The 19,677-nt window shown below is 44.5% G+C and carries 20 protein-coding genes; 9 read left to right on the top strand and 11 right to left on the bottom strand.

Going from position 1 to position 19,677, the window contains the following annotated elements; genetic code table 11:
- Position 1 precedes the first annotated feature (1 nt).
- The 3 genes from cybH to EO131_RS05105 are packed head-to-tail and all read right to left on the bottom strand — an operon-like array spanning position 2 to position 3,637.
- On the bottom strand, positions 2–754 hold the full coding sequence (gene cybH / locus EO131_RS05115) for a Ni/Fe-hydrogenase, b-type cytochrome subunit (RefSeq protein WP_127019559.1): 753 nt from the start codon (positions 752–754) through the stop codon (positions 2–4).
- 14 nt (positions 755–768) lie between these two features.
- Complete coding sequence (locus tag EO131_RS05110) at positions 769–2,502, bottom strand: nickel-dependent hydrogenase large subunit (RefSeq protein WP_127019557.1); 1,734 nt, start codon at positions 2,500–2,502, stop codon at positions 769–771.
- 10 nt (positions 2,503–2,512) lie between these two features.
- Positions 2,513–3,637 carry a hydrogenase small subunit gene (locus EO131_RS05105; protein WP_127019555.1) on the bottom strand — a complete coding sequence of 375 codons (1,125 nt, stop codon included), beginning with the start codon at positions 3,635–3,637 and terminating at the stop codon, positions 2,513–2,515.
- A gap of 163 nt (positions 3,638–3,800) precedes the next feature.
- Between EO131_RS05105 and EO131_RS05100 the strand changes: the two genes are divergently transcribed.
- From EO131_RS05100 to EO131_RS05080, 5 genes are read left to right on the top strand one after another with little or no spacing between them, the layout of a single operon-like run.
- Complete coding sequence (locus tag EO131_RS05100) at positions 3,801–4,142, top strand: hydrogenase maturation nickel metallochaperone HypA/HybF (RefSeq protein ID WP_127019553.1); 342 nt, start codon at positions 3,801–3,803, stop codon at positions 4,140–4,142.
- A gap of 18 nt (positions 4,143–4,160) precedes the next feature.
- Positions 4,161–5,051 carry a hydrogenase nickel incorporation protein HypB gene (gene hypB / locus EO131_RS05095; protein WP_127019551.1) on the top strand — a complete coding sequence of 297 codons (891 nt, stop codon included), beginning with the start codon at positions 4,161–4,163 and terminating at the stop codon, positions 5,049–5,051.
- A 12-nt stretch (positions 5,052–5,063) separates the two neighbouring features.
- On the top strand, positions 5,064–5,330 hold the full coding sequence (locus EO131_RS05090; protein WP_127019549.1) for a HypC/HybG/HupF family hydrogenase formation chaperone: 267 nt from the start codon (positions 5,064–5,066) through the stop codon (positions 5,328–5,330).
- Between the two features lie 11 nt (positions 5,331–5,341).
- Entirely contained in the window at positions 5,342–6,025 is a 684-nt protein-coding gene (locus tag EO131_RS05085) for a leucyl/phenylalanyl-tRNA--protein transferase (RefSeq protein WP_164731613.1), read from the top strand.
- 17 nt (positions 6,026–6,042) lie between these two features.
- On the top strand, positions 6,043–7,785 hold the full coding sequence (locus EO131_RS05080; RefSeq protein ID WP_127019545.1) for a tetratricopeptide repeat protein: 1,743 nt from the start codon (positions 6,043–6,045) through the stop codon (positions 7,783–7,785).
- 113 nt (positions 7,786–7,898) lie between these two features.
- Here the strand turns inward: EO131_RS05080 and EO131_RS05075 are convergent, their stop codons facing one another.
- The 8 genes from EO131_RS05075 to EO131_RS05040 form a co-directional block, all read right to left on the bottom strand.
- Positions 7,899–8,375 carry a DsrE/DsrF/DrsH-like family protein gene (locus EO131_RS05075; protein ID WP_127019543.1) on the bottom strand — a complete coding sequence of 159 codons (477 nt, stop codon included), beginning with the start codon at positions 8,373–8,375 and terminating at the stop codon, positions 7,899–7,901.
- A 55-nt stretch (positions 8,376–8,430) separates the two neighbouring features.
- On the bottom strand, positions 8,431–8,739 hold the full coding sequence (locus EO131_RS05070; protein ID WP_127019541.1) for a TusE/DsrC/DsvC family sulfur relay protein: 309 nt from the start codon (positions 8,737–8,739) through the stop codon (positions 8,431–8,433).
- A gap of 24 nt (positions 8,740–8,763) precedes the next feature.
- Positions 8,764–10,011, bottom strand: a complete 1,248-nt coding sequence (gene sqr, locus EO131_RS05065) for a type III sulfide quinone reductase, selenoprotein subtype (protein WP_127019539.1) — start codon at positions 10,009–10,011, stop codon at positions 8,764–8,766.
- Positions 10,012–10,291: 280 nt separating this feature from the next.
- Positions 10,292–11,008, bottom strand: coding sequence for a VIT1/CCC1 transporter family protein (locus EO131_RS05060; RefSeq protein ID WP_127019537.1), 717 nt, complete (start codon positions 11,006–11,008; stop codon positions 10,292–10,294).
- A gap of 50 nt (positions 11,009–11,058) precedes the next feature.
- Complete coding sequence (locus EO131_RS05055) at positions 11,059–11,823, bottom strand: exodeoxyribonuclease III (RefSeq protein WP_127019535.1); 765 nt, start codon at positions 11,821–11,823, stop codon at positions 11,059–11,061.
- A 79-nt stretch (positions 11,824–11,902) separates the two neighbouring features.
- On the bottom strand, positions 11,903–12,292 hold the full coding sequence (locus EO131_RS05050; protein ID WP_127019533.1) for a hypothetical protein: 390 nt from the start codon (positions 12,290–12,292) through the stop codon (positions 11,903–11,905).
- Positions 12,293–12,347: 55 nt separating this feature from the next.
- A complete protein-coding gene (gene ftsH, locus EO131_RS05045) occupies positions 12,348–14,357 on the bottom strand; it encodes an ATP-dependent zinc metalloprotease FtsH (RefSeq protein WP_127019531.1) in 2,010 nt (669 codons plus the stop codon).
- Positions 14,358–14,495: 138 nt separating this feature from the next.
- On the bottom strand, positions 14,496–14,885 hold the full coding sequence (locus EO131_RS05040; protein ID WP_127019529.1) for a DUF302 domain-containing protein: 390 nt from the start codon (positions 14,883–14,885) through the stop codon (positions 14,496–14,498).
- Between the two features lie 221 nt (positions 14,886–15,106).
- Here EO131_RS05040 and EO131_RS05035 point away from each other — a divergent pair, with 221 nt between their 5' ends.
- From EO131_RS05035 to EO131_RS05020, 4 genes are read left to right on the top strand one after another with little or no spacing between them, the layout of a single operon-like run.
- Entirely contained in the window at positions 15,107–15,718 is a 612-nt protein-coding gene (locus EO131_RS05035; RefSeq protein WP_127019527.1) for a flavin reductase family protein, read from the top strand.
- Positions 15,715–16,887, top strand: a complete 1,173-nt coding sequence (locus tag EO131_RS05030) for a M20 family metallopeptidase (protein WP_127019525.1) — start codon at positions 15,715–15,717, stop codon at positions 16,885–16,887. The genes EO131_RS05035 and EO131_RS05030 overlap by 4 nt, the downstream gene beginning before the upstream one ends.
- Positions 16,888–16,899: 12 nt before the next feature.
- Positions 16,900–17,928: a hypothetical protein gene (locus EO131_RS05025; RefSeq protein WP_127019523.1), complete on the top strand. Its 1,029-nt coding sequence runs from the start codon at positions 16,900–16,902 to the stop codon at positions 17,926–17,928.
- A complete protein-coding gene (locus EO131_RS05020) occupies positions 17,925–19,640 on the top strand; it encodes an adenosylcobalamin-dependent ribonucleoside-diphosphate reductase (RefSeq protein ID WP_127019521.1) in 1,716 nt (571 codons plus the stop codon). The genes EO131_RS05025 and EO131_RS05020 overlap by 4 nt, the downstream gene beginning before the upstream one ends.
- Positions 19,641–19,677: the final 37 nt, after the last annotated feature.

Below are 19,677 nucleotides of genomic sequence, written 5' to 3'. Positions count from 1 at the left end.
ATTAATCAATGATCTCAACGGGTTCCTCATCCAACAATTCCTCAATTTCTTCTTCATCCATAACCTTGTTGAGTCGCTCTTCACAAACAAATTTATAGCCTCCGAACATGGAGGATACTTCGCCACGTCCTTCAAGCCAATCGTGGTAAAACACCAGATATACATGGATCAAAGTGAACAATATAAAGAGCCAGGTTGCAGTATGGTGAATGGTTCGCACAATAAAATCCCCGCCCATAAAGGGCACCACCCAACTGAACATTTTGGGCAGCCACCAACCGGCAGTGTCGGAATAGAGCCCAAAGCCTGTGAAGACCTGCACCAGTGCCAATAAAAATAGCATTGCATAGGAGAAGGCAGCTACACTGTTATGTCCGATACTGATGTCCTTGATATCCGGTTTTTTCTCATTGGCAAGGAATACATCCACTTTTATGACATGCAAAAAGTTATGCCACATTTTTTTGCTGAAGGGCCAAAAGGCGCGCCAACTGGAAAATTTATTGCCCACAAACGACCAATACACCCTTAGGATCATATTGAAAAAAAAGACATAGGCCGTGGCAAAGTGAATGAACCGTACTGTTCCGAACCAATAACTGGTACTGGCCTCTGCGCTTGACATGATGGCGGGCGGATTCGCAATGATGAAACCCGTAGTGGCCAAAATGATGATTGAAAGCACATTGATCCAGTGAAAAACCCGTACCGGGAGCTCCCAAACATAAACCCTTTTAAAACTTCGTGTTTTCATGGTTCCTTGTTTTTCTATATTTCGCAGCTCGAAACGTTCTGTACTTGTGAAAGATGCTTACCATGCTCATCGTACAAATGGACGGCACAGGCGATACAGGGATCAAAGGAATGTATGGTCCTGATGATTTCCAAAGGCAATTCTGGGTCGGCAACCGGCGTTCCCAAAAGCGTGGATTCATAGGCTGATCGTTGGCCCAAGGGATCCCGTGGCGATGCATTCCATGTGGAAGGGACCACCAATTGGTAATTTTCCGTTTTGGCATCCTTGATCTTGATCCAGTGCGCCAAAGCTCCCCGTGGTGCCTCGGTAAAGCCTACTCCCTTGGATTCGCTTTCCCAAAGAGCTGGATCACGTTTAGCGGCATTGGCCATTCGGGTATCCCCATTTTTGATGTTTTGTAACAAGGTGTCATAAAACTCCATGGTCCAATTGGCCACTAATTGGGTTTCTATACCCCTGGCTGCTGTTCTTCCCAAGGTGGAGAACAAAGCGTCAACCGGTACATCCAAGTGGCTCAAGGCACCGTTCACGGCCTCTTGGATTTCCTTGTTGCCTCTGGCATAACCTACCAAAAGTCGGGCAAGTGGTCCAACTTCCATCGGTTTGCCTTTCCAACGAGGCGTTTTTATGAAACTGTATTTTTGGCTGACATCCAATTGGTCATAGGGTGGTTTTGGACCAGAGTACTTGATGTTGGTCTCGCCATCCCATGGGTGTTTTCCCTGATCTCTTCCTTCAGCATAATCATCATACCAGGAATTGTTCACAAATTCGGCGATGTCATCATTTCTGTGATCGACATCGTATACTTTGGAGAGGTCCCTATCCAGAATAACCCCTTGTTGAAACTTAAAGGAGGAGATATCGCCATAACCATTGGTTGGAAAATCACCATAGGCCATATAATTGCCAAATCCCTTGCCAATGGCTCCCCAATCTTTATAGAAGGAAGCGATGGCCAACAAATCGGGAATATACACTTGTTCTATAAACTGTTTGCCTTCTTCCAGCAATCGTCCTACATAGGCCAGTCTTTCCGCATTGAGCCCACCCGGACTCTCGGTGTTAATGGCACAGGCCATACCACCCACCAAATAATTGGGGTGGGGGTTTTTACCACCAAAAATGGTATGCACTTTCACAATTTCCTTTTGCCATTCCAAAGCTTCCAGATAATGTGCCACGGCCAACAAGTTGACTTCGGCCGGTAATTTCATTTGGGGGTGGCCCCAATAGCCATTCGCGAAAATGCCCAATTGGCCACTTTCCACAAACTTGGTTATCCGTTTTTTGATGTCCGAAAAGTAGCCCGGTGAGCTTTTGGGCCAGTTGGAAATACTTTGGGCTATTCGGGATGTTTCAACAGGGTCTGCCTTTAAGGCATTCACCACATCAACCCAATCCAGGGCATGCAGGTGATAAAAGTGTACGGTGTGGTCGTGCATATACAAGGCACCTTCCATAATGTTCCGTACCATTTCTGCATTGGGAGGTACTTCTATGCCCAAGGAATCTTCAACGGCCCTAACGGATGCCAGTGCGTGTACGGTGGTGCACACGCCGCATGCACGCTGTACAAATGCCCATACATCCTTGGGGTCCCGTCCTTTGACAACATTTTCAAGTCCCCGTACCATGGGGCTGGAACTATAGGCATCGGTAATGATGCCATCTTTTACCTCCACCTCTATTCTTAAATGTCCTTCAATCCGGGTAATGGGATCTACTACAATTCTATTCGCCATGATATTTTTATTAAGAATCCAATTTCTTTTCGTTTTGTTTAGCACGAGTGGTTCTGCTACGCAGCTCTTTTCGTTTGGAAATATTGGCGGCTACGGCATGAACTGCCAAACCACCTGTCACCACTCCGGCAGCTACCTTGCCGATGGTATCGGCGGAGCTTTCAATGCCAAAGCCGGCAAGTCCGGTCAAACGCTCATAAAATGGGCCGTTATCCCAGAAATTTTCTTCACTACAACCAATGCATCCGTGACCGGACTGTATGGGATAACTCACCCCATTGTTCCATTTGATGGTACCACAGGAGTTATAGGTCATCGGTCCTCTACAACCTACTTTGTACAAGCAGTAGCCATCCTTCGCATTTTGATCGTCGAAGGTCTCGGCAAACAATCCTGCATCATAATAAGGTCTTCTATAACAGGAATCGTGAACCCGTTTGGAGTAAAATGCTTTGGGTCGGCCCAATCCGTCCAATTCGGGCAAGCGGTCAAAAGTGATCAGGTGTACAATGATACCTGCCATGACCTCACCGATGGGCGGACATCCGGGAACCCGGATAATGGGTTTGTTCTTGATGATCTTGTGAATGGGAGTAGCATCTGTTGGATTGGGATAGGCTGCCTGTACACAACCATTGGATGCGCAACTGCCCCAAGCAATAATGGCCTTGGCCCCCTCGGCCGCTTCCAACAACAGTTCTTTTGCAGAACGACCGGCAATACAGCAATAATTGCCATCGTCACCCAAGGGAACGGAACCCTCCACACAAAGAATGTAATCGCCCTTGTATTTTTCCATGGTGGCATGTTTGGCTGCTTCGGCCTGATAACCCGAGGCCGCCATCAAGGTTAAGGTGTAGTCTAGGGAAATTTTGTCAAGGATAATGTCCGACACAATAGGATGGTCCGATCTAATGAATGATTCACTACAACAGGTACATTCCTGGTAATGCTCCCAAATAACTGGTATTCGGAAAGTGTTCTCAAGGGACTTTGCCACCTGACCGATCATAGAAGTTTCCAAGCCCATATAGGCTGCAATGTAGGTGGCGAACTTCATGAAATCGCGTCTGCTGTATCCCTGCTTAATAATACTTTCGTAATAGGTTTCTTTTACTGATTTTTCTGTAGCCATGGCCCAAATGTTTTAAACCTGAAGAAATTTTTTTAAAGGGTTAACGCTAAAAGTACCTATAAATCAGCGCCTTAAATATGACGAAAGTCATGTTGTCCAAAATTGATTTTGAATAATATTGTTAATTGTAAAATCCCTAAAGGGGCAGTAAAGTTGTTTTGAAATGCACGAGTTGTCGGTTGCTATGGGCATAGTGAAAATAGCTGAGGATGAAACCAAAAAGGCCAAGGCCCAAAAGGTAACCTTGATAGAGCTCGAAATTGGCACTTTGGCCGGCGTCGAATTTGAATCCTTGGATTTTGTTTGGCCCTCGGCCGTGAAGAATACCGTGTTGGAGCATGCAGAACGAAAGATCGATGTAAAGAAAGGATTGGCCCTTTGTGCAGACTGCGATACCGTTTTTGAGGTCCAACATTTTTATGATTCCTGCACTCATTGTGGTAGTAATCTTAAAGGGATTCTACAAGGAAAGGAACTGAGGGTAAAAGCCCTGGAAGTCATATAAAACATAAAACCAAAACCTATGTGCGGTACTTGCGGATGCGGAAGCGAAGAAGGCGGGGCTAAGATTGTAATGCCCAATACCGGAAAGAAACACCAACACGGCGATCATATCCACTCACATGGTCACAATCACAGTCATGACGATCACCACCATGATCATGAGGGACATCATCACCATCACCATGCCCATAGCCATGACGGCCACCATCATCATCATCACGAACACGACCACAGCCATAGCCATAAAACGGTGCTGGAAGTGGAACGTGACATTTTGCAACAAAATGAGATCATGGCAGCCAGGAACAGGGGGTATTTTGATGCCAAGGACGTTTTTGCCCTAAACCTGGTAAGCTCACCGGGTTCAGGTAAGACATCCCTTTTGGAACGCACCTTGAAGGACCTTAAGGACAAAATTCCGTTTTATGTGATCGAGGGCGATCAACAGACATTGAACGATGCCAATCGGATAGCAGCCCTTAATGTGCCCGTTATCCAAATCAATACAGGAAAAGGATGCCACTTGGAAAGCGATATGATCCATGATGCCGTAAAAAAGTTGCACATTCAAAACAATTCGGTTTTGATGATTGAAAACGTGGGCAACCTGGTGTGCCCGTCCATGTTCAATTTGGGCGAGCATAAACGGGTGGTTATCGTTAGTACCACTGAGGGTGACGACAAGCCCATAAAGTATCCGGATATGTTCCATACTTCGGATATCTGCATCATCAATAAAATTGATCTTGCGCCATATTTGGATACCAATGTAGAAACGCTTAGAAATAATGCCCTGCAGGTAAACCCAAACCTCAAATTCTTTGAAGTATCCGCTACCAAGGGAACGGGTATGGAACAATGGTACGATTGGCTGGAACAGCAAGTACAAGTGACATCCGAAAATCATTAAAAAAGCAAAATCATGTGTTTGGCAATACCCGGAAAACTATTGGAAATAACGGCTACTTTGGATGAAACCTTTCGAGTGGGAAAAGTTTCTTTTGGAGGTGTAAAGAAAGACGTGAGCCTGGCCTTGGTGCCGGAAGCAAAGGTGGATGATTATGTGATGGTCCATGTGGGCGCGGCCATTAGCGTGGTTGATGAAGAAGAAGCAAAAAAAACATTCGAGATACTAACCCAATTGGGAGAATTGGACGAATTGAACCAACTGCCGGACCCTACCGGCTAAAACATAAAAAGGTGCCTTACTTTGAGCTTAAAAAGGATGAAATTACTTTTCCACCTGCCTATTTTGCTGATATAGATGGGCTGTTGGCCGTTGGGGGCACCATGTCGGTTGAGCGTATGTTGCTGGCCTATAACAACGGAATTTTTTATTGGCACTATCCGCTCAAACACATCAAGTGGTGGTCACCCGACCCCAGGATCGTTGTACGTCCCGAATCCTTTGAAATTCCCCAAAAAAGATGGGAAATGTTGAACCAAGAGTTCACGGTTACCGTTGATACGGATTTTGAGCAGGTGTTACGTGGTTGTCAGCAAGTATATAACCTTGAAGGGCAAATGGACAACAGCTGGCTATCGGAACGGATGGTGCGCATATTTATGGAATTGCATACGATGGGTAAAGCACATTCCATAGCTATTTGGAAAGATGGAAATCTTGCCGGGGGACTCTTTGGGGTCGCCATTGGCAAACTCTTTTTCGGCGAATATTTGTTTACCACCATGGCGGGTGCCGATGAGTTGGCCGTTTTGTGTTTGATAGATAAATTGAAACATCAAGGCTATCGGTTACTCGATATGCAAAAACAGACTTTTTTCTTTCCGGGTATTGAATATGACGAAATGCCCCGATTGGAGTATGTGGACATCTGTAAGGAAAATGCCAAGAAGTACAAGGATGTCCCCAATGAATTCTAATTAAAAAACAAACCGTTATGAGACTTTCCTTTGCAGAACACATTCAAAACGCCAATGTACTCTTACATGAAAACGAGGTGGAAAAGTCCATTGAAAATTATCGTGAGGCATTGCAGTCCGCCACAACTCCAGAACAACAACTTCATTTGAACAGTGTTTTGGGCCGGCTGTACCAAAGAACAAAAAAACCTACGAAGGCCATTGAAGCATTTACAACCGCACTTGATCTGTTAGAAAGAAACCCCTCATTGGGCAGCTTGGCGGATAAGGCAGCCATCTTGAACAATATTGCAGCCATTCAGGCTGAATCGGATAGGGTAAATGCCATTGCAAATTACAAGAAGGCATTGGAAGTTTATGCCGAAATGGTAGACAAAGGGGAAACAGAATTTCTTCCACATTTGGCAAATACCCAATTTGCCCTGGCTGAAGTGTATGCCAAGAAAAAGGAGTATTACTTCGCCAAGAAACAGTACAAAGAGGCCATTAAAATTTACGAGGGATTAAAAGACCCGGCCTATTTGCGGTTGCGCGCCAGTGCCCATTATCAGTTGGGCAATATTTATACGGAAGAATTCAATCTTTTTGATGCCAAGGTCCAATATGGAAAGGCACAGCAACTTTTTGAACATTTGATAGGGGATGGGGATGAAGCTTTAAAACCCTATTTGGCGGCCGTTCTCAATAATTTGGCCGTTACCTTCAACGCAATGGAAGAGCCCAAAAAGGCGGTGCAGTATTATGAATTGGCACTTGTGGCCTATCAGGAACTGTCCGATCTCAACTTCGACATCTTCCAACCTTACGTGGCTTCGACCTTTAACAATTTGGGCATCGTGCATTCCGAAATGCAACAATTGGAACAAGCCATTGCTTACATGAATCAGGCCGTTGACCGTTACAATGAATTGGCAGATGTAAAGCCTGAAGCCTATACACACTATTTGGCCACGGGCCTGCATAACTTGGGGTTGTTCCATTTTGAGTTGGGACATATGCAACAAGCAAATGACTATTTTGGCCAAGCATTGGAGATAAGAAGACATTTGGCTATGGCACAGCCCATGGATTTTGATGCCGATTTTTGTGCAACGGCCATGAATTTGGTTGAACTCTATCAAGCCCAGCTCGAAAACACCCTAGATTTTGGGTATAAGTCCAAAGCGTTGGCCCTTTTGAATGAAGTTCAGATACGATTGCAAAAATATGGGGATGATCTGCCAGTGATCAAAACCATGAAAAATGATAGCAAGCACTATTTGGAGTACTTTTCCGGTATTTGTGAAGAAAATCTATCGCTTCATCACGTTTTAAGGAAGGTGAATCATTTGAAAGAACAAATCGATGAGACCATCGATCTCAAGGAAAAAATGGCTTTTCAAGAGGAAATAATGCACATACTGGACGAAAATCTCAAGAAATATCCCCATAACGATCGCTTGCAATATGAACTCGTATTGTCACATGTGAACATAAGTTGGCTTCAGCTGCGACTTCAAGATTACCAGAAAGCGGAGCAAACCATACTTGATGCAATAACTTTTAATATTCCCTTACAATCCCTAACCTGTAATTTGGCGCATTGTCATTTGTTACAGGATGATTTGGATAAGGCTTTGGAGCTTTATCTGGAATTATCGCAACAAGTGAATACAGCGAATGAAAAATACAGCGAGGTCATCATCAAGGATTTCGAAATCTTAAGGAGGGATGGTATTGAACACCGTGGTTTTGATCTAGTGATTGAGCGTTTGAAATAACCCCAATTGTATCTATAAAAAGAACCGACCAAAAAGTGTTGAGGTTTGTTGTAACAAATCTGCACCTTTTGGCCGGTCCCCGTTAGATATGAAAAAGGTATCGTTATGTAATTTTAGATGAACAATAGATGGGTTCCTTCTTGATCGGCCCTATTGTAAAAATCGCCTATGGTCAAGATACCATCCAAATCATCGATCAGGTCTTCTTTTTCCAAGTGGAACATGTCCACTGCCAACTTACAGGCCCATAGTTTGCATCCGGAATCCGAAAGGATTTCCAAGAATTCGCCAACGGGTGGCATGTCCAATTTCTCCATTTCCTTCTTCATCATTTTGGTCGCCAAGGCTTCCACACCAGGCAATCCGCCCAACATGGTGGGCATGTGCATGGCAGGGTTACCCACTGTGGCCACATGAAGGTGCTCCAATTTTTTCTTTTGGATGGCTTCCAAGCCAAAGAACGTGAAGAATATTTCGGATTCAATGCCTTCCATTCGTGCCCCATTGGCCATCACAAAAGCGGCGTATACATTTTCTAGGGTGGCTTTGGAGAGTATAAAAAGCATCTTTTTTACTTTAGTATCGCTCATTACCGTATGTTTAAAATTGTTTTGTATTCAGTTTTTTGTTCAACCACGGCCGTAATTAGATACAGCTCTTTGGTTTTGGGATACCGGCAATCATGGTTGCTTTTTTCAAAGGTCCACCGGGAAATAGGGCGTAAAACTCCTTGATGTCGAGTACACCACTCTTTTTGATGCCTCGAATGGAAAGGGGTTCTTCGTTTTTGAACTGTTGTTGGATGTAATCGATTACTTCCCAGTGTTTATCGGTCATATCGATGCCCTGTTCTTTTGCTATCTCTGTTCCAATCTCTTTGTTCCATTGGGAAAAATCGGTTAAATATCCTTCTTGGTCCACTGAAATTGTTGCTTGTCCTATTGTCTTGTCCATTTTTGTATGTATTTAGGTTTTTTATTATGCTTTGGAATCTTCAAATTTTTTGCCCTTTTCGCTCATAGTCGCAGATACGAAGGGGATATGGATGCCTTTGATCAGCATGTTCCAGTAGATCCACCTGAAGGCCATTTTGCCCATGTGGTTTGTTCTACTTTCCTTCAACAGGTTCAAAGGTCCCACACCAGGGAAGGGGAATGTTCCTTCAACAGGTTCGTGGGTATAATTGAAGTCGATCAAAAGTGCTTTTCCACCACCGGTTTCAATGAAACAGTTGGCATGGCCATCGAACTCTTCTTTTAAAGGTTCTCCTTTGATGTACCTCAAGATGTTCTCTGTCAATATTTCGGCTTCAAAGTGTGCCACGGAACCGGCTTTGGAAGCGGGTAGGTTGGTGGCATCGCCCAAGGCGAAAATATTTTCATAATCTTCGGTCTGCAACGTGGCCTTATTGGTGGGCACATAGTTGAGGTCATCACCCATTCCGGAACGTTCGATCAAGGCATCGCCCATGTTGGTGGGCACGGTGACCAAGATGTCGTATGGCACCTCAGTTTCGGCATAGTCGATTATTTTGTTGTTCTCATAATCCACTCGTTCAATGTTGAAGTCGGTAACTTCCTTAATGCCTTTATCGGTCAACAAATGGTGGAGTGCTTCGGTAGCTTTTGGCTTAGTAAAGGCTCCGCCAAGAGGGGTTACAAAAGTGATGTCCACTTTGTCCCGCATGCCTTTGTTCTTAAAGTAGGAATCGGCCAAGAAGGCAAATTCCAAGGGAGCTACTGGACACTTGATGGGCATTTCGGTGATGTGGACCACCAATTTACCACCTTCCCACTCACGGAATTTGTCACGAAGGGCCTTGGCACCTTCGTAGGTATAGAAATCAAAAACACTTTTGTGCCATTCAGGACCTTTCATACCCTCAATTTCTTCGGGTGCGATTTTGGTACCCGTGGCAATGATCAAAATATCGTAATGAAGTTCAGTGCCATCGTCAAGAAGAACCTTATTTTCCTCGGGTTTAATGATCTCGATTTTCTCATTGATGTAATTGACACCTTTGGGAATAAATTTGGCACCTTTTTTCTTTACTTGTTTGGTAGTGTAAATATCAAAGGGGAGAAACAAAAAACCCGGTTGGTAATAGTGGGTTTTATATTGGTCCACAACGGTGATTTGCCATTCGTTTTTTGGAAGCTTGGAAACAAGATGGTTGGACATCATTGTTCCGGCTGTTCCTGCTCCCAATATGACTAAATTTTTCATGATTTCTGGTTTCTAAGAATTACAATGTAAAAGTACTTAAAGGGGGTAATCGCTAATATGACAAATGTCAGTTTTCGAGGTTTTTTAATGTAACCTAGGTTACATAACCTATTGTTTTTTAATTAAATAGGTTCATTTTAAGGGCTTTAGGTCCAAATGGGGGTTAATGGTTTGGACGAATGTCCATTAATACTTTTTCATGAAAGTTTGGTGCATATTTAAATAAACCTGGAATTAAAATGACATAATGGGGCCTTCACCAGGATGTTTTCAATACCACCTATCCGACCGTTACTCCGAAAAAGTAGCCGACCAAGGCGGTTACCCCCATGGCGACCGTTCCCCAAAACGTAATTCGAAGTACAGCTTTCCACACGCTGGATCCCCCGGCTTTGGCCGCCATGGCTCCCAACGTGACCAGAAATATGATTCCGAAAACATACAGGTAATACTCCAAATTTTTAAGCGGCAACAACATGGCAACAAACAAGGGCAATAATGCTCCGAAGGTAAAGGAAGCTCCCGATGCCAAAGCCGCCTGTATCGGTTTGGCCTGATTAATGTCATTGATGCCCAATTCATCCCGTATGTGGGCGCCCAAAGCGTCTTTTTCGGTAAGTTCCTTGGCGACCAACTCTGCTGTTTGCCGTTTAAGTCCACGTTCCTCATAAATACGGGTCAACATTTCCAATTCCATCTCGGGCATTTCTTCCAATTCCATTTTTTCCCGTTCAACATCCGACTTTTCAACATCGGTTTGGGAACTTACCGAAACATATTCGCCAGCTGCCATGGATAGGGCTCCGGCAACCAAACCGGCCAATGTGGCCAATATAATGGGCTCTTTACTGGTACTGGCCGCAGCCACACCTATGGCAATACTGGTGGTGGACAAAATACCGTCGTTGGCCCCCAAAACCGCTGCCCGTAGCCAATTGCTACGTGTAATGTAATGGGGGCTCAGATATTCGTCGAATTCCGTTGTGTTATTTTCCATTTAATTCCAATTATATATCCCTAAAGGAATTTTTACTACATAGGATATTGTCAAAAATCGATTTCCAACGAAATGGGGCAATGGTCAGAGCCCATGATCTCCGAATGAATTTTGAATCCTGTGATTTTATCCATCAATTCGGAACTGACCAAGAAATAATCGATTCGCCATCCCGTATTGCGTTCCCGCGCCTTAAAACGATAGCTCCAATACGTATAGGCAACTTCATCGGGATGCAAATGCCTGAAAACATCCACGAACCCGGCGTTTAAAAAGTTGTCCATACCATCAATTTCCACCTGGGTATAGCCGGCCGTTTTGTTGTAATTGGATTTATCATTCTTTAAATCGATAGCTTGATGGGCCACATTCAAATCGCCACATACGATCACGGGTTTTTTGGTTTCCAATTTTTTGAGGTAATCCAAAAAATCCGCATCCCATGTTTTTCGATAATCCAAGCGATCCAATTGCTGTCCCGAATTGGGCACATAGACATTAACCAAATAAAAGGCATCAAATTCCGCACATTGTATGCGGCCCTCGGTATCGTGTTCGGCTACGCCCATATCATTTTGAACGGTTATCGGCTTTGGTTTGCTCAATAATGCCGTACCAGAATACCCTTTTTTTTCGGCGGAGTTGAAGAATGCCTCATAACCGGTCATCTTGGCCAGTTCATTTTCAACCTCGTGGTCCTGTGCCTTGGTCTCTTGAAGACAGAGTACATCGGGCCCAAGCGCATCGATGTTCTTAAAAAAATCCTTTTTGGCCACTGCCCTGATACCATTGACGTTCCAAGAAACTATTCGCATAGGTTATTTTTTATTGAATTGGATTACCTTTTAAAGATAGGCAAACCAATGGTGCTTGCGAAATGAAAATATCGAATGCCTAGTTCCAATATTTGGTCAGAAACTGATAAAATTCCTTTTTAAGGTCGGTATAGATCCATCGTTCATCTTCCATGCTGGTCCTGATTTCCAGATGTTTTTTAACAAAAGGGACATCCAAGGATACCATGCCCATTTGACTGTGTCCAGCGATATTGGTCTCGTGTTCTTCAATAGTTTCCTTCAGTTCTTCAATCACGTTTTGGTGCAATATGAATTCGTTTTGATAGTGTTCCAATTTCTCCAATACGTCCTTGTCATCATGGAATGTTACCAAATCTTCCAATCTGTTGTTGAACGATTTTAATTCATCTTCCCAAAATTCAAGCTCATTTTGCCATTGTTTGTGTTCAAAATGCAGATCTGAATCATAAATTACTGCTATTTTCATGGTATTTGTTTTTAGGGAACAGGAAATTGGTGTTCCCTGTTCAAGTTTTATTATATCAATTTGTACTGATGTGCTGCCGCACATAGTTAAGATCGATGGGGTTTCGGCTTTCCTTTGAAAGGATTTTTTCACCCCTTTTGCCCAAAAGTTTTTCCAGGTCATCTTTCTCGACCACCTCTTTTTTCAAAAGCAATTTTGCCAGTTTTTCCAATTCTGTTTTATGGATCAGCAAAAGATTTTTGGTGCGTTCATAGGATGTGGTAACCAAATTTTGAACTTCCTTGTCAATCAATTTGGCCATGTCCTCACTATAGGGTTTGCCCAATAAGCGTTCGTTGTTGCCAGTGGAATCGTAAAAGCTTATCGGCCCAACTTTTTCATTCAATCCATAATAGGCAACCATGGTATAGGCCTGTTTGGTCACCTTTTCAAGGTCATCGAGTGCACCGGAAGATATTTCATTAAAAATGACTTCTTCGGCCGCCCTGCCGCCAAGGGAAGCACATAATTGATCAATAAACTGGGCCTTGGTCACAATTTGCCGCTCCTCGGGAAGGTACCATGCAGCACCGAGCGATTTTCCGCGGGGTATGATCGATACCTTGACCAAGGCGTCCACATGCTCCAAATACCAACTGGATACCGCATGTCCGGCTTCATGATAGGCAACGATTTCCTTTTCCTTGGGTGAAATAATCTTGCTCTTGCGTTCCAATCCACCAATTACCCGGTCCCTAGCGGTCATAAAATCTACGTGTTCCACTTTCTTTTTTTTCTTGCGGGCAGCGATCAGTGCGGCCTCATTACAGATATTGGCAATGTCTGCTCCAGAAAAACCAGGGCTCAGTTTGGCCAATACTTCCACATCCACATCCTTTGCCAATTTCAAGGGGCGCAAATGCACTTTAAAGATTTCCATCCGTTCGGCTTGGCTCGGAAGCTCGAGATAAATATGGCGATCAAACCGACCGGGACGAAGCAATGCTTTATCCAACATATCGGGCCGGTTGGTAGCGGCCAGGACAATGACGCCTGTATTATCTCCAAAACCATCCAGCTCGGTGAGCAATTGGTTAAGGGTACTTTCCCTTTCGTCGTTGGCCTGCAGGGCGTTGAGTCGACCACGCGATCGGCCAACAGCATCGATTTCATCAATAAAAATGATACTGGGCGCTTTTTCCTTGGCCCGTTTGAACAGGTCACGGACGCGGGAGGCTCCCACCCCCACAAACATTTCCACAAACTCTGAACCCGACATATTGAAAAAAGGCACCTGTGCTTCACCCGCTACAGCCTTGGCCATTAATGTTTTTCCAGTTCCCGGTGGGCCTACCAATAAAACTCCTTTGGGTATTTTGGCGCCCAATCGTGTGTATTCTTCGGGATGTTTCAAAAAATCCACGACCTCCATAACCTCCGCCTTGGCTTCTTTCAATCCAGCAATATCTTCGAAGGTAACAGAACTTTTACCTGGCTTTTCGGTTAGTCTTGCCGTGGACTTACCAAAATTGAACAACGAACCGCCACCTCGGCCACCACCTCCCATGCGCCGGAGCATGAACACCCAAAAAATAACAAACAAAATCAATGGGAACAGCCAAGAAAAGACGGTGGTCCAGTTGGTGCGGTTTTCATAACGCACATCAATTTTTTCGGTCTGTCCCAAACTTTTCTGGGCACTTTGCAGCTTGTTCTCAAAACTTTCCACAGACCCAATGGTCATGAAGTAGTGTGGGCCGGTTTCTGAAGCGAACAAACGATTTTTGGAATCCTTGAACTCTGGTTTGTCCAGAAATTCTTTTTTCAAGTAGATTTCGGCGGTTTCCTTATTGACCACAACAATTTTGGCAACAGCATTTTCAGAAAGTAGGGTTTCTTCAAATTTGGTCCACCCAATTTCTTCGGCAGTTCCCATTTGATTACTGAAAAAAGGAAAGAACAAAATGATTATCAGTACAATCCAGTAGATCCACCCCACACCTTTACTTCCAAACGGAGGCCGGGGACCGTTATCCGGCTTTTGGACATTTTTTCCAGATTCTTCGATTTGGGGGTCGGTATCCATCTTTCTCAATTTAATTCAATCCGCAACGTATCAAATCTAGGCAACCCATGGATTACCTAAAATGATAAGGATCATGTGAAAGATTTCCAGTTATGGCAGAATAGTATGTCCAATGCCATCTCGGAATCGGAGAAAAACTTACAGTTTGTCAATGGCCCTGGCCAACATTTCCCGTACTTCATTTGCAATTTGCCCAAGCGCTTCATTTTTTATGGCCATCATGGATGCCGTTGGATCTACAGCTGCTACCTCGATGCTCCCATCCTCATTTTCCCTGACAATCACATTGCAGGGCAGCATGGTACCGATCTTGTTTTCGGCTTGTAACGCCTTATGGGCAAAGTTGGGGTTGCAGGCTCCCAATATTTTGTAGTTTGGAAAGTCCACATCCAATTTCTTTTTAAAGGTGGCCTTCAAATCAATTTCCGTCAAAATTCCAAAACCTTCTTCCTTCAAGGCTTGGGTTATTTTTTCCACAGCCTCTTCCATTGAGGTATGTTGTAGCGTGGTGCTGAAATAGTAATCCATGTTGATGTATTTTAAGTTTATTGGGGTTGGTTGTTGCAATTGCCATCCAATACCCCTTGTTCATTTTATTCAGTGTACACAAATTTCATGGGTTGGGCAAAACTTCCCAATGATTTCCATCAGAAAGCAAGACAAAGACGGTATTAGGACTGATCTATATCATTAATAGCCTTGCCGATGCATTGTAAATTTAGGGATACAGTGTAAAAATGTGATGGATCATGGAAACAATGCAAGACCAAAAGTTTGTGGAATTGGACACCAGCATGCCCATTTGGGACCACATGTTTACTGTTGCGCCATTGATCGTGGTGGGCACCAAGGAACAAGATGGGTATGATCTGGCTCCAAAACATATGGCTACACCAATGGGTTTCGACAACTTCTTTGGTTTTGTGTGTACGCCCCGTCATGGCACGTATCAAAATGTGAAGGTGACCGGTGAATTTACGGTCAGTTTTCCGACGCCTCATCAAATTGTCACAGCTTCATTGAGTGCTTTGCCAAGAACAGATGGTATTTCCAAATCCCAACAGATTATTGAGTCCCTACCGTTGATCAAAGCCACCTCCATGGATGCCCCGTTGATCAAGGATGCCTACTTGTATTTGGAATGCGAACTGTTCAAGATCATTGATGGTTTTGCTGAAAACAGCCTGATTACAGGAAGGGTAAAAAAGGCCTATGTACATCACGATTATATGCGGCTTTCTGAACTCGATGAACAGGACCAGATCAGGGACAATCCCCTTTTGGCCTACATTGCTTACGGACGCTTCGCAGAAATTCACAAGACCTTCGCGTTTCCCTTCCCCAAAGATTTTAAACGATGAAGACCGGCACTGCTCATATTGCCCAAGAAATTTTGGACCATTTAAATGGCCACCAAAATGAGATGAATTCCTTTTTGATGGAATTGGTTCGTATGGAAACGCCCTCCAAGCAGCCTGAAACGCAATCATCGATTCTGAATTTTATCGGGAAAAGATTAAAGGAATTGGGATTTTACGTACTGATTATGCCCGGCAAAAAAACTGGGGGCTACCTGTTTGCTAGACCTTTGGTAAGGAACAAGGATAAGCCCTTGCAATTGATAATTGGGCATTCCGATACCGTTTGGAAGCTAGGTACACTCGAAAAAATGCCGATAAAGTCGGAAGGGAATACTATGTATGGTCCAGGTGTGTATGACATGAAAGCTGGACTGGCCCAAATGATCTTTGCCCTAAAAGCCATTAAAGATTTACAGTTGGCCACCACCCATACACCAGTGGTTTTGATCAATTCCGATGAAGAAATTGGAAGTTGGGAATCCCGTTCGGCGATTAAACGATTGGCCAAGATCAGTGAACGCGCCTATATTTTGGAGCCACCACTTGGTTTGCACGGCAAACTGAAAACAGCCAGAAAGGGCCTTGGCCGTTTTACCCTAAAAGTAACGGGGAAGGCAGCCCATGCGGGGTTGGACCCACAAAAGGGAGTCAATGCGATTGTAGAGTTATCCTATCAAGTGCAAAAGTTGTATGCCATGAACGATTTCGATCGTGGAATAACGGTTAACGTAGGCATGATCCAAGGCGGTGTCTCGGCCAATGTTGTAGCACCCCAAAGTACCGCCGTTGTGGATGTTCGCGTGCTTAACAGGGCAGATGGGGAGCACATTACCAAAGAAATATTGGCCTTGGAACCCATGCTCCCGGATGTTAAATTAAAAGTGGAAGGAGGAATGGGCAGACCGCCCATGGAACGCACCGAAGGCAATCAAATACTCTGGAAATTGGCAAAGGCAAAAGGGGCACTATTGGGGCTTGATTTGGAAGAGGCCACCGCTGGAGGAGGTTCTGATGGCAATACAACCAGCATGTACACGGCAACTTTGGATGGATTGGGTACTACTGGCGATGGTGCCCACGCCGATCATGAGCACATTTTACTGAAAGATTTTCCAGTCCGGACAGCATTGTTGACCCTATTGTTGTTGGCAGACGAAGAATACAATTAAAAAAACAGCATCATGGACCACAAGTATATTTATGCATCCCTGACGCGGATTTCAGATTTGGCCGAAAAGGGCTTTGAAACCAAAGCATTGCCCAGAAAAAAATGGGAGACAGGGGATTATGTGGTCAGTGAAATAGTGAACGAAGGGGGGGAAAGCCTCCAAATAGAACTGCCCAATGGTCGAATGCGGGGGGTGATTGCCGGTGAACGAATAGTAGGGGCATTGGGTGAACGTTTTGCAACTTTGGAAGCTACAGGAAGCTGGCGCAATGTGGCCGATGATTTTAAAATGACCGTTTTAACGGGTGCTGGGCTCATGGGTAAATTGACCTCCAAATCCATGTTCATCCCGAAAATGATTCAAGTAATATATCGGGGCCATGCCTTTAGGAATGGTGAAAAATTGACCATGAACGATTTTGTGGAAACCATCCCCGACATTCCGTATAACACTCCCATTGTGCTGTTTGTGGGTACTTCAATGTCGGCCGGAAAGACTACCTCAGCCCGTATTGTCACCAATATTTTCAAGCAGGCAGGGTATAAAGTAGTTGGAGCCAAACTTTCAGGGGCGGGCCGTTACAAGGATATTTTGGCCTTTAAGGATGTGGGTGCCGATACGATTCTGGATTTTGTGGATGTTGGGCTTCCTTCGTCCATTTGTCCAAAAGAGATCTATCAGGAAAAGTTTCAACAGATGCTCAACCGGATGGCCCGGATAAACGCGGATATAGCCATCGTTGAAATTGGAGCCTCTCCTTTGGAACCGTACAATGGCGACATAGCCATCGATGGTCTGCGGGATCATATCAAATGTACTGTACTGAGTGCGTCCGATCCCTATGCCGTTTACGGATTGATGAAGGCCTTTGACATTGTTCCCGATATTGTGACCGGGGTTGCCTCCAACACGCTTGGAGGGGTGCACATGGTAGAAAAATTATGTGGAGTCAAGGCACTGAATCTCATTGATTCCACCACCACCAATGAATTAAAGAAAATCTTGACAGTCAAAACAGGCCTGTCGCTCAAACCAAAATGAAACCGACCGCCAACGCACAACAATTGTTGAATGCCAGGTACCTTTTAAAGGATGCCGAAGGAAGGATTGTGGAAACACCAAACCAACTTTTTAGAAGGGTGGCCAATTTTATTGCCAGCGCAGAATCGTTGGAGCAAGAGGTATGGGCCAACCGGTTTTATCAAATCATGTCCGACTTTCTATTTTTACCAAATTCCCCGACCTTGATGAATGCCGGGCTGCCCAATGGACAACTCAGTGCATGCTTTGTACTGCCGGTTGAAGATAGCTTGGGCAGTATTTTCACCACGTTGAAAGACATGGCACTGATTCATCAAAGTGGTGGGGGAACAGGCTATAATTTTTCCAAACTGCGGCCGCATGGCGATTTGATCAAGATGTCGGGCGGCGTTTCTTCAGGACCTCTGGCATTCATCAAAATATATGATACAGCGACCGAGCACGTGCGGCAGGGTGGGAAGAGAAGAGGTGCAAACATGGGCATTTTAAATGTCGACCATCCAGACATCGAGGATTTTGTCAAGGCCAAATCGGTAGGGAACAACCTTCAAAACTTTAACCTTTCTGTGGGCATTTCCGATGAATTTATGAAAGCTGTTAAAACGGACGAGAATTGGGAACTGATCAATCCGAGAACCAAAAAAGTGACCAAAACCATCAAAGCGAAGGGGCTTTGGGATTTGATCGTGGCCCAAGCTTGGGCCACTGGTGACCCTGGACTCATCCTCTTGGACACCATCAACCGATACAATCCGGTACCGAAGGAAGGTCCAATTCAAAGTACCAATCCGTGTGGGGAGGTTCCCTTGTTTGAATATGAAAGTTGCAATTTGGGCTCCATTAATCTTTTCAAAATGGCACGCCAAGAAAACGGGATTTGGGGAATCGATTGGATCATTTTGGAAACAACGGTAAAAACCGCCATCCGTTTTTTGGACAATGTAATCTCCGTAAACCACTACATGTTGCCACGAATAGAGAAGGCGACTAAGAATAACCGAAAAGTGGGCTTGGGAGTTATGGGATGGGCGGAACTTTTGGCTCTTTTGAACCTTCCTTATGCTTCGGATGAAGCGGTGGCCCTTGCCGAAAAGGTGATGCAGTTTGTACAAGCCAAAAGTTATGAAGCTTCAAAGGAACTTGCGGAGGACCGAGGGGTTTTTCCGAATTGGGAAAAAAGTGTCCATTACCCGAATAGCTGCCTTCGCAACGCCACTTGCAACAGTATTGCCCCCACCGGGAGCATTTCCGTGATTGCGGATACCTCCTATTCCATTGAACCGCTGTATGCCTTGGCCTACGAAAGGGTGGGCATTTTGGAAAATGAAACGCAGATGGAGATCAATCCTGTTTTTGTGATGAAGATGAAGCAACTGGGTCTGTGGGATGAAAAATTAAAAAATGAAGTGATGGCTCAGGGTAGTATTCAGCATCTGGGAACTCTTCCAATTACATTGAAGAAAGTGTTCGAAACGAGCCTAGAAATCCCTTGGGAATACCATTTGTTGCACCAAAAAGCATTTCAAAAATATACGGACAATGCCGTGTCCAAAACCATCAATCTGAGCCAAGGAACCAACAAGGAAACCATTTCGGAAATATACTGGACCGCTTGGGAATATGGTCTGAAAGGCATTACGGTATACAGGGATGGCAGCAAGGCCAACCAGGTTTTACAGGCCTGTGGTCTCAACAAAAGCCCCAATTGTTGAATACTATTTAAAGGATGAACCATTTTTAAAGACAAAG

Source organism: Flagellimonas beolgyonensis (genome assembly GCF_003992615.1).
GTDB classification, from domain to species: Bacteria; Bacteroidota; Bacteroidia; order Flavobacteriales; family Flavobacteriaceae; genus Flagellimonas; species Flagellimonas beolgyonensis.
The sequence above is the reverse complement of the archived record's forward strand: the minus strand, read 5'-3'. Positions and strand labels throughout refer to the sequence as shown.

What these genes read in the sequence shown, in the direction of transcription:
- cybH (WP_127019559.1), bottom strand. Translation starts at nt 754, where the DNA reads ATGAAAACACGAAGTTTTAAAAGGGTTTATGTTTGGGAGCTCCCGGTA.
- EO131_RS05110 (WP_127019557.1), bottom strand. Translation starts at nt 2,502, where the DNA reads ATGGCGAATAGAATTGTAGTAGATCCCATTACCCGGATTGAAGGACAT.
- EO131_RS05105 (WP_127019555.1), bottom strand. Translation starts at nt 3,637, where the DNA reads ATGGCTACAGAAAAATCAGTAAAAGAAACCTATTACGAAAGTATTATT.
- EO131_RS05100 (WP_127019553.1), top strand. Translation starts at nt 3,801, where the DNA reads ATGCACGAGTTGTCGGTTGCTATGGGCATAGTGAAAATAGCTGAGGAT.
- hypB (WP_127019551.1), top strand. Translation starts at nt 4,161, where the DNA reads ATGTGCGGTACTTGCGGATGCGGAAGCGAAGAAGGCGGGGCTAAGATT.
- EO131_RS05090 (WP_127019549.1), top strand. Translation starts at nt 5,064, where the DNA reads ATGTGTTTGGCAATACCCGGAAAACTATTGGAAATAACGGCTACTTTG.
- EO131_RS05080 (WP_127019545.1), top strand. Translation starts at nt 6,043, where the DNA reads ATGAGACTTTCCTTTGCAGAACACATTCAAAACGCCAATGTACTCTTA.
- EO131_RS05075 (WP_127019543.1), bottom strand. Translation starts at nt 8,375, where the DNA reads ATGAGCGATACTAAAGTAAAAAAGATGCTTTTTATACTCTCCAAAGCC.
- EO131_RS05070 (WP_127019541.1), bottom strand. Translation starts at nt 8,739, where the DNA reads ATGGACAAGACAATAGGACAAGCAACAATTTCAGTGGACCAAGAAGGA.
- sqr (WP_127019539.1), bottom strand. Translation starts at nt 10,011, where the DNA reads ATGAAAAATTTAGTCATATTGGGAGCAGGAACAGCCGGAACAATGATG.
- EO131_RS05060 (WP_127019537.1), bottom strand. Translation starts at nt 11,008, where the DNA reads ATGGAAAATAACACAACGGAATTCGACGAATATCTGAGCCCCCATTAC.
- EO131_RS05055 (WP_127019535.1), bottom strand. Translation starts at nt 11,823, where the DNA reads ATGCGAATAGTTTCTTGGAACGTCAATGGTATCAGGGCAGTGGCCAAA.
- EO131_RS05050 (WP_127019533.1), bottom strand. Translation starts at nt 12,292, where the DNA reads ATGAAAATAGCAGTAATTTATGATTCAGATCTGCATTTTGAACACAAA.
- ftsH (WP_127019531.1), bottom strand. Translation starts at nt 14,357, where the DNA reads ATGGATACCGACCCCCAAATCGAAGAATCTGGAAAAAATGTCCAAAAG.
- EO131_RS05040 (WP_127019529.1), bottom strand. Translation starts at nt 14,885, where the DNA reads ATGGATTACTATTTCAGCACCACGCTACAACATACCTCAATGGAAGAG.
- EO131_RS05035 (WP_127019527.1), top strand. Translation starts at nt 15,107, where the DNA reads ATGGAAACAATGCAAGACCAAAAGTTTGTGGAATTGGACACCAGCATG.
- EO131_RS05030 (WP_127019525.1), top strand. Translation starts at nt 15,715, where the DNA reads ATGAAGACCGGCACTGCTCATATTGCCCAAGAAATTTTGGACCATTTA.
- EO131_RS05025 (WP_127019523.1), top strand. Translation starts at nt 16,900, where the DNA reads ATGGACCACAAGTATATTTATGCATCCCTGACGCGGATTTCAGATTTG.
- EO131_RS05020 (WP_127019521.1), top strand. Translation starts at nt 17,925, where the DNA reads ATGAAACCGACCGCCAACGCACAACAATTGTTGAATGCCAGGTACCTT.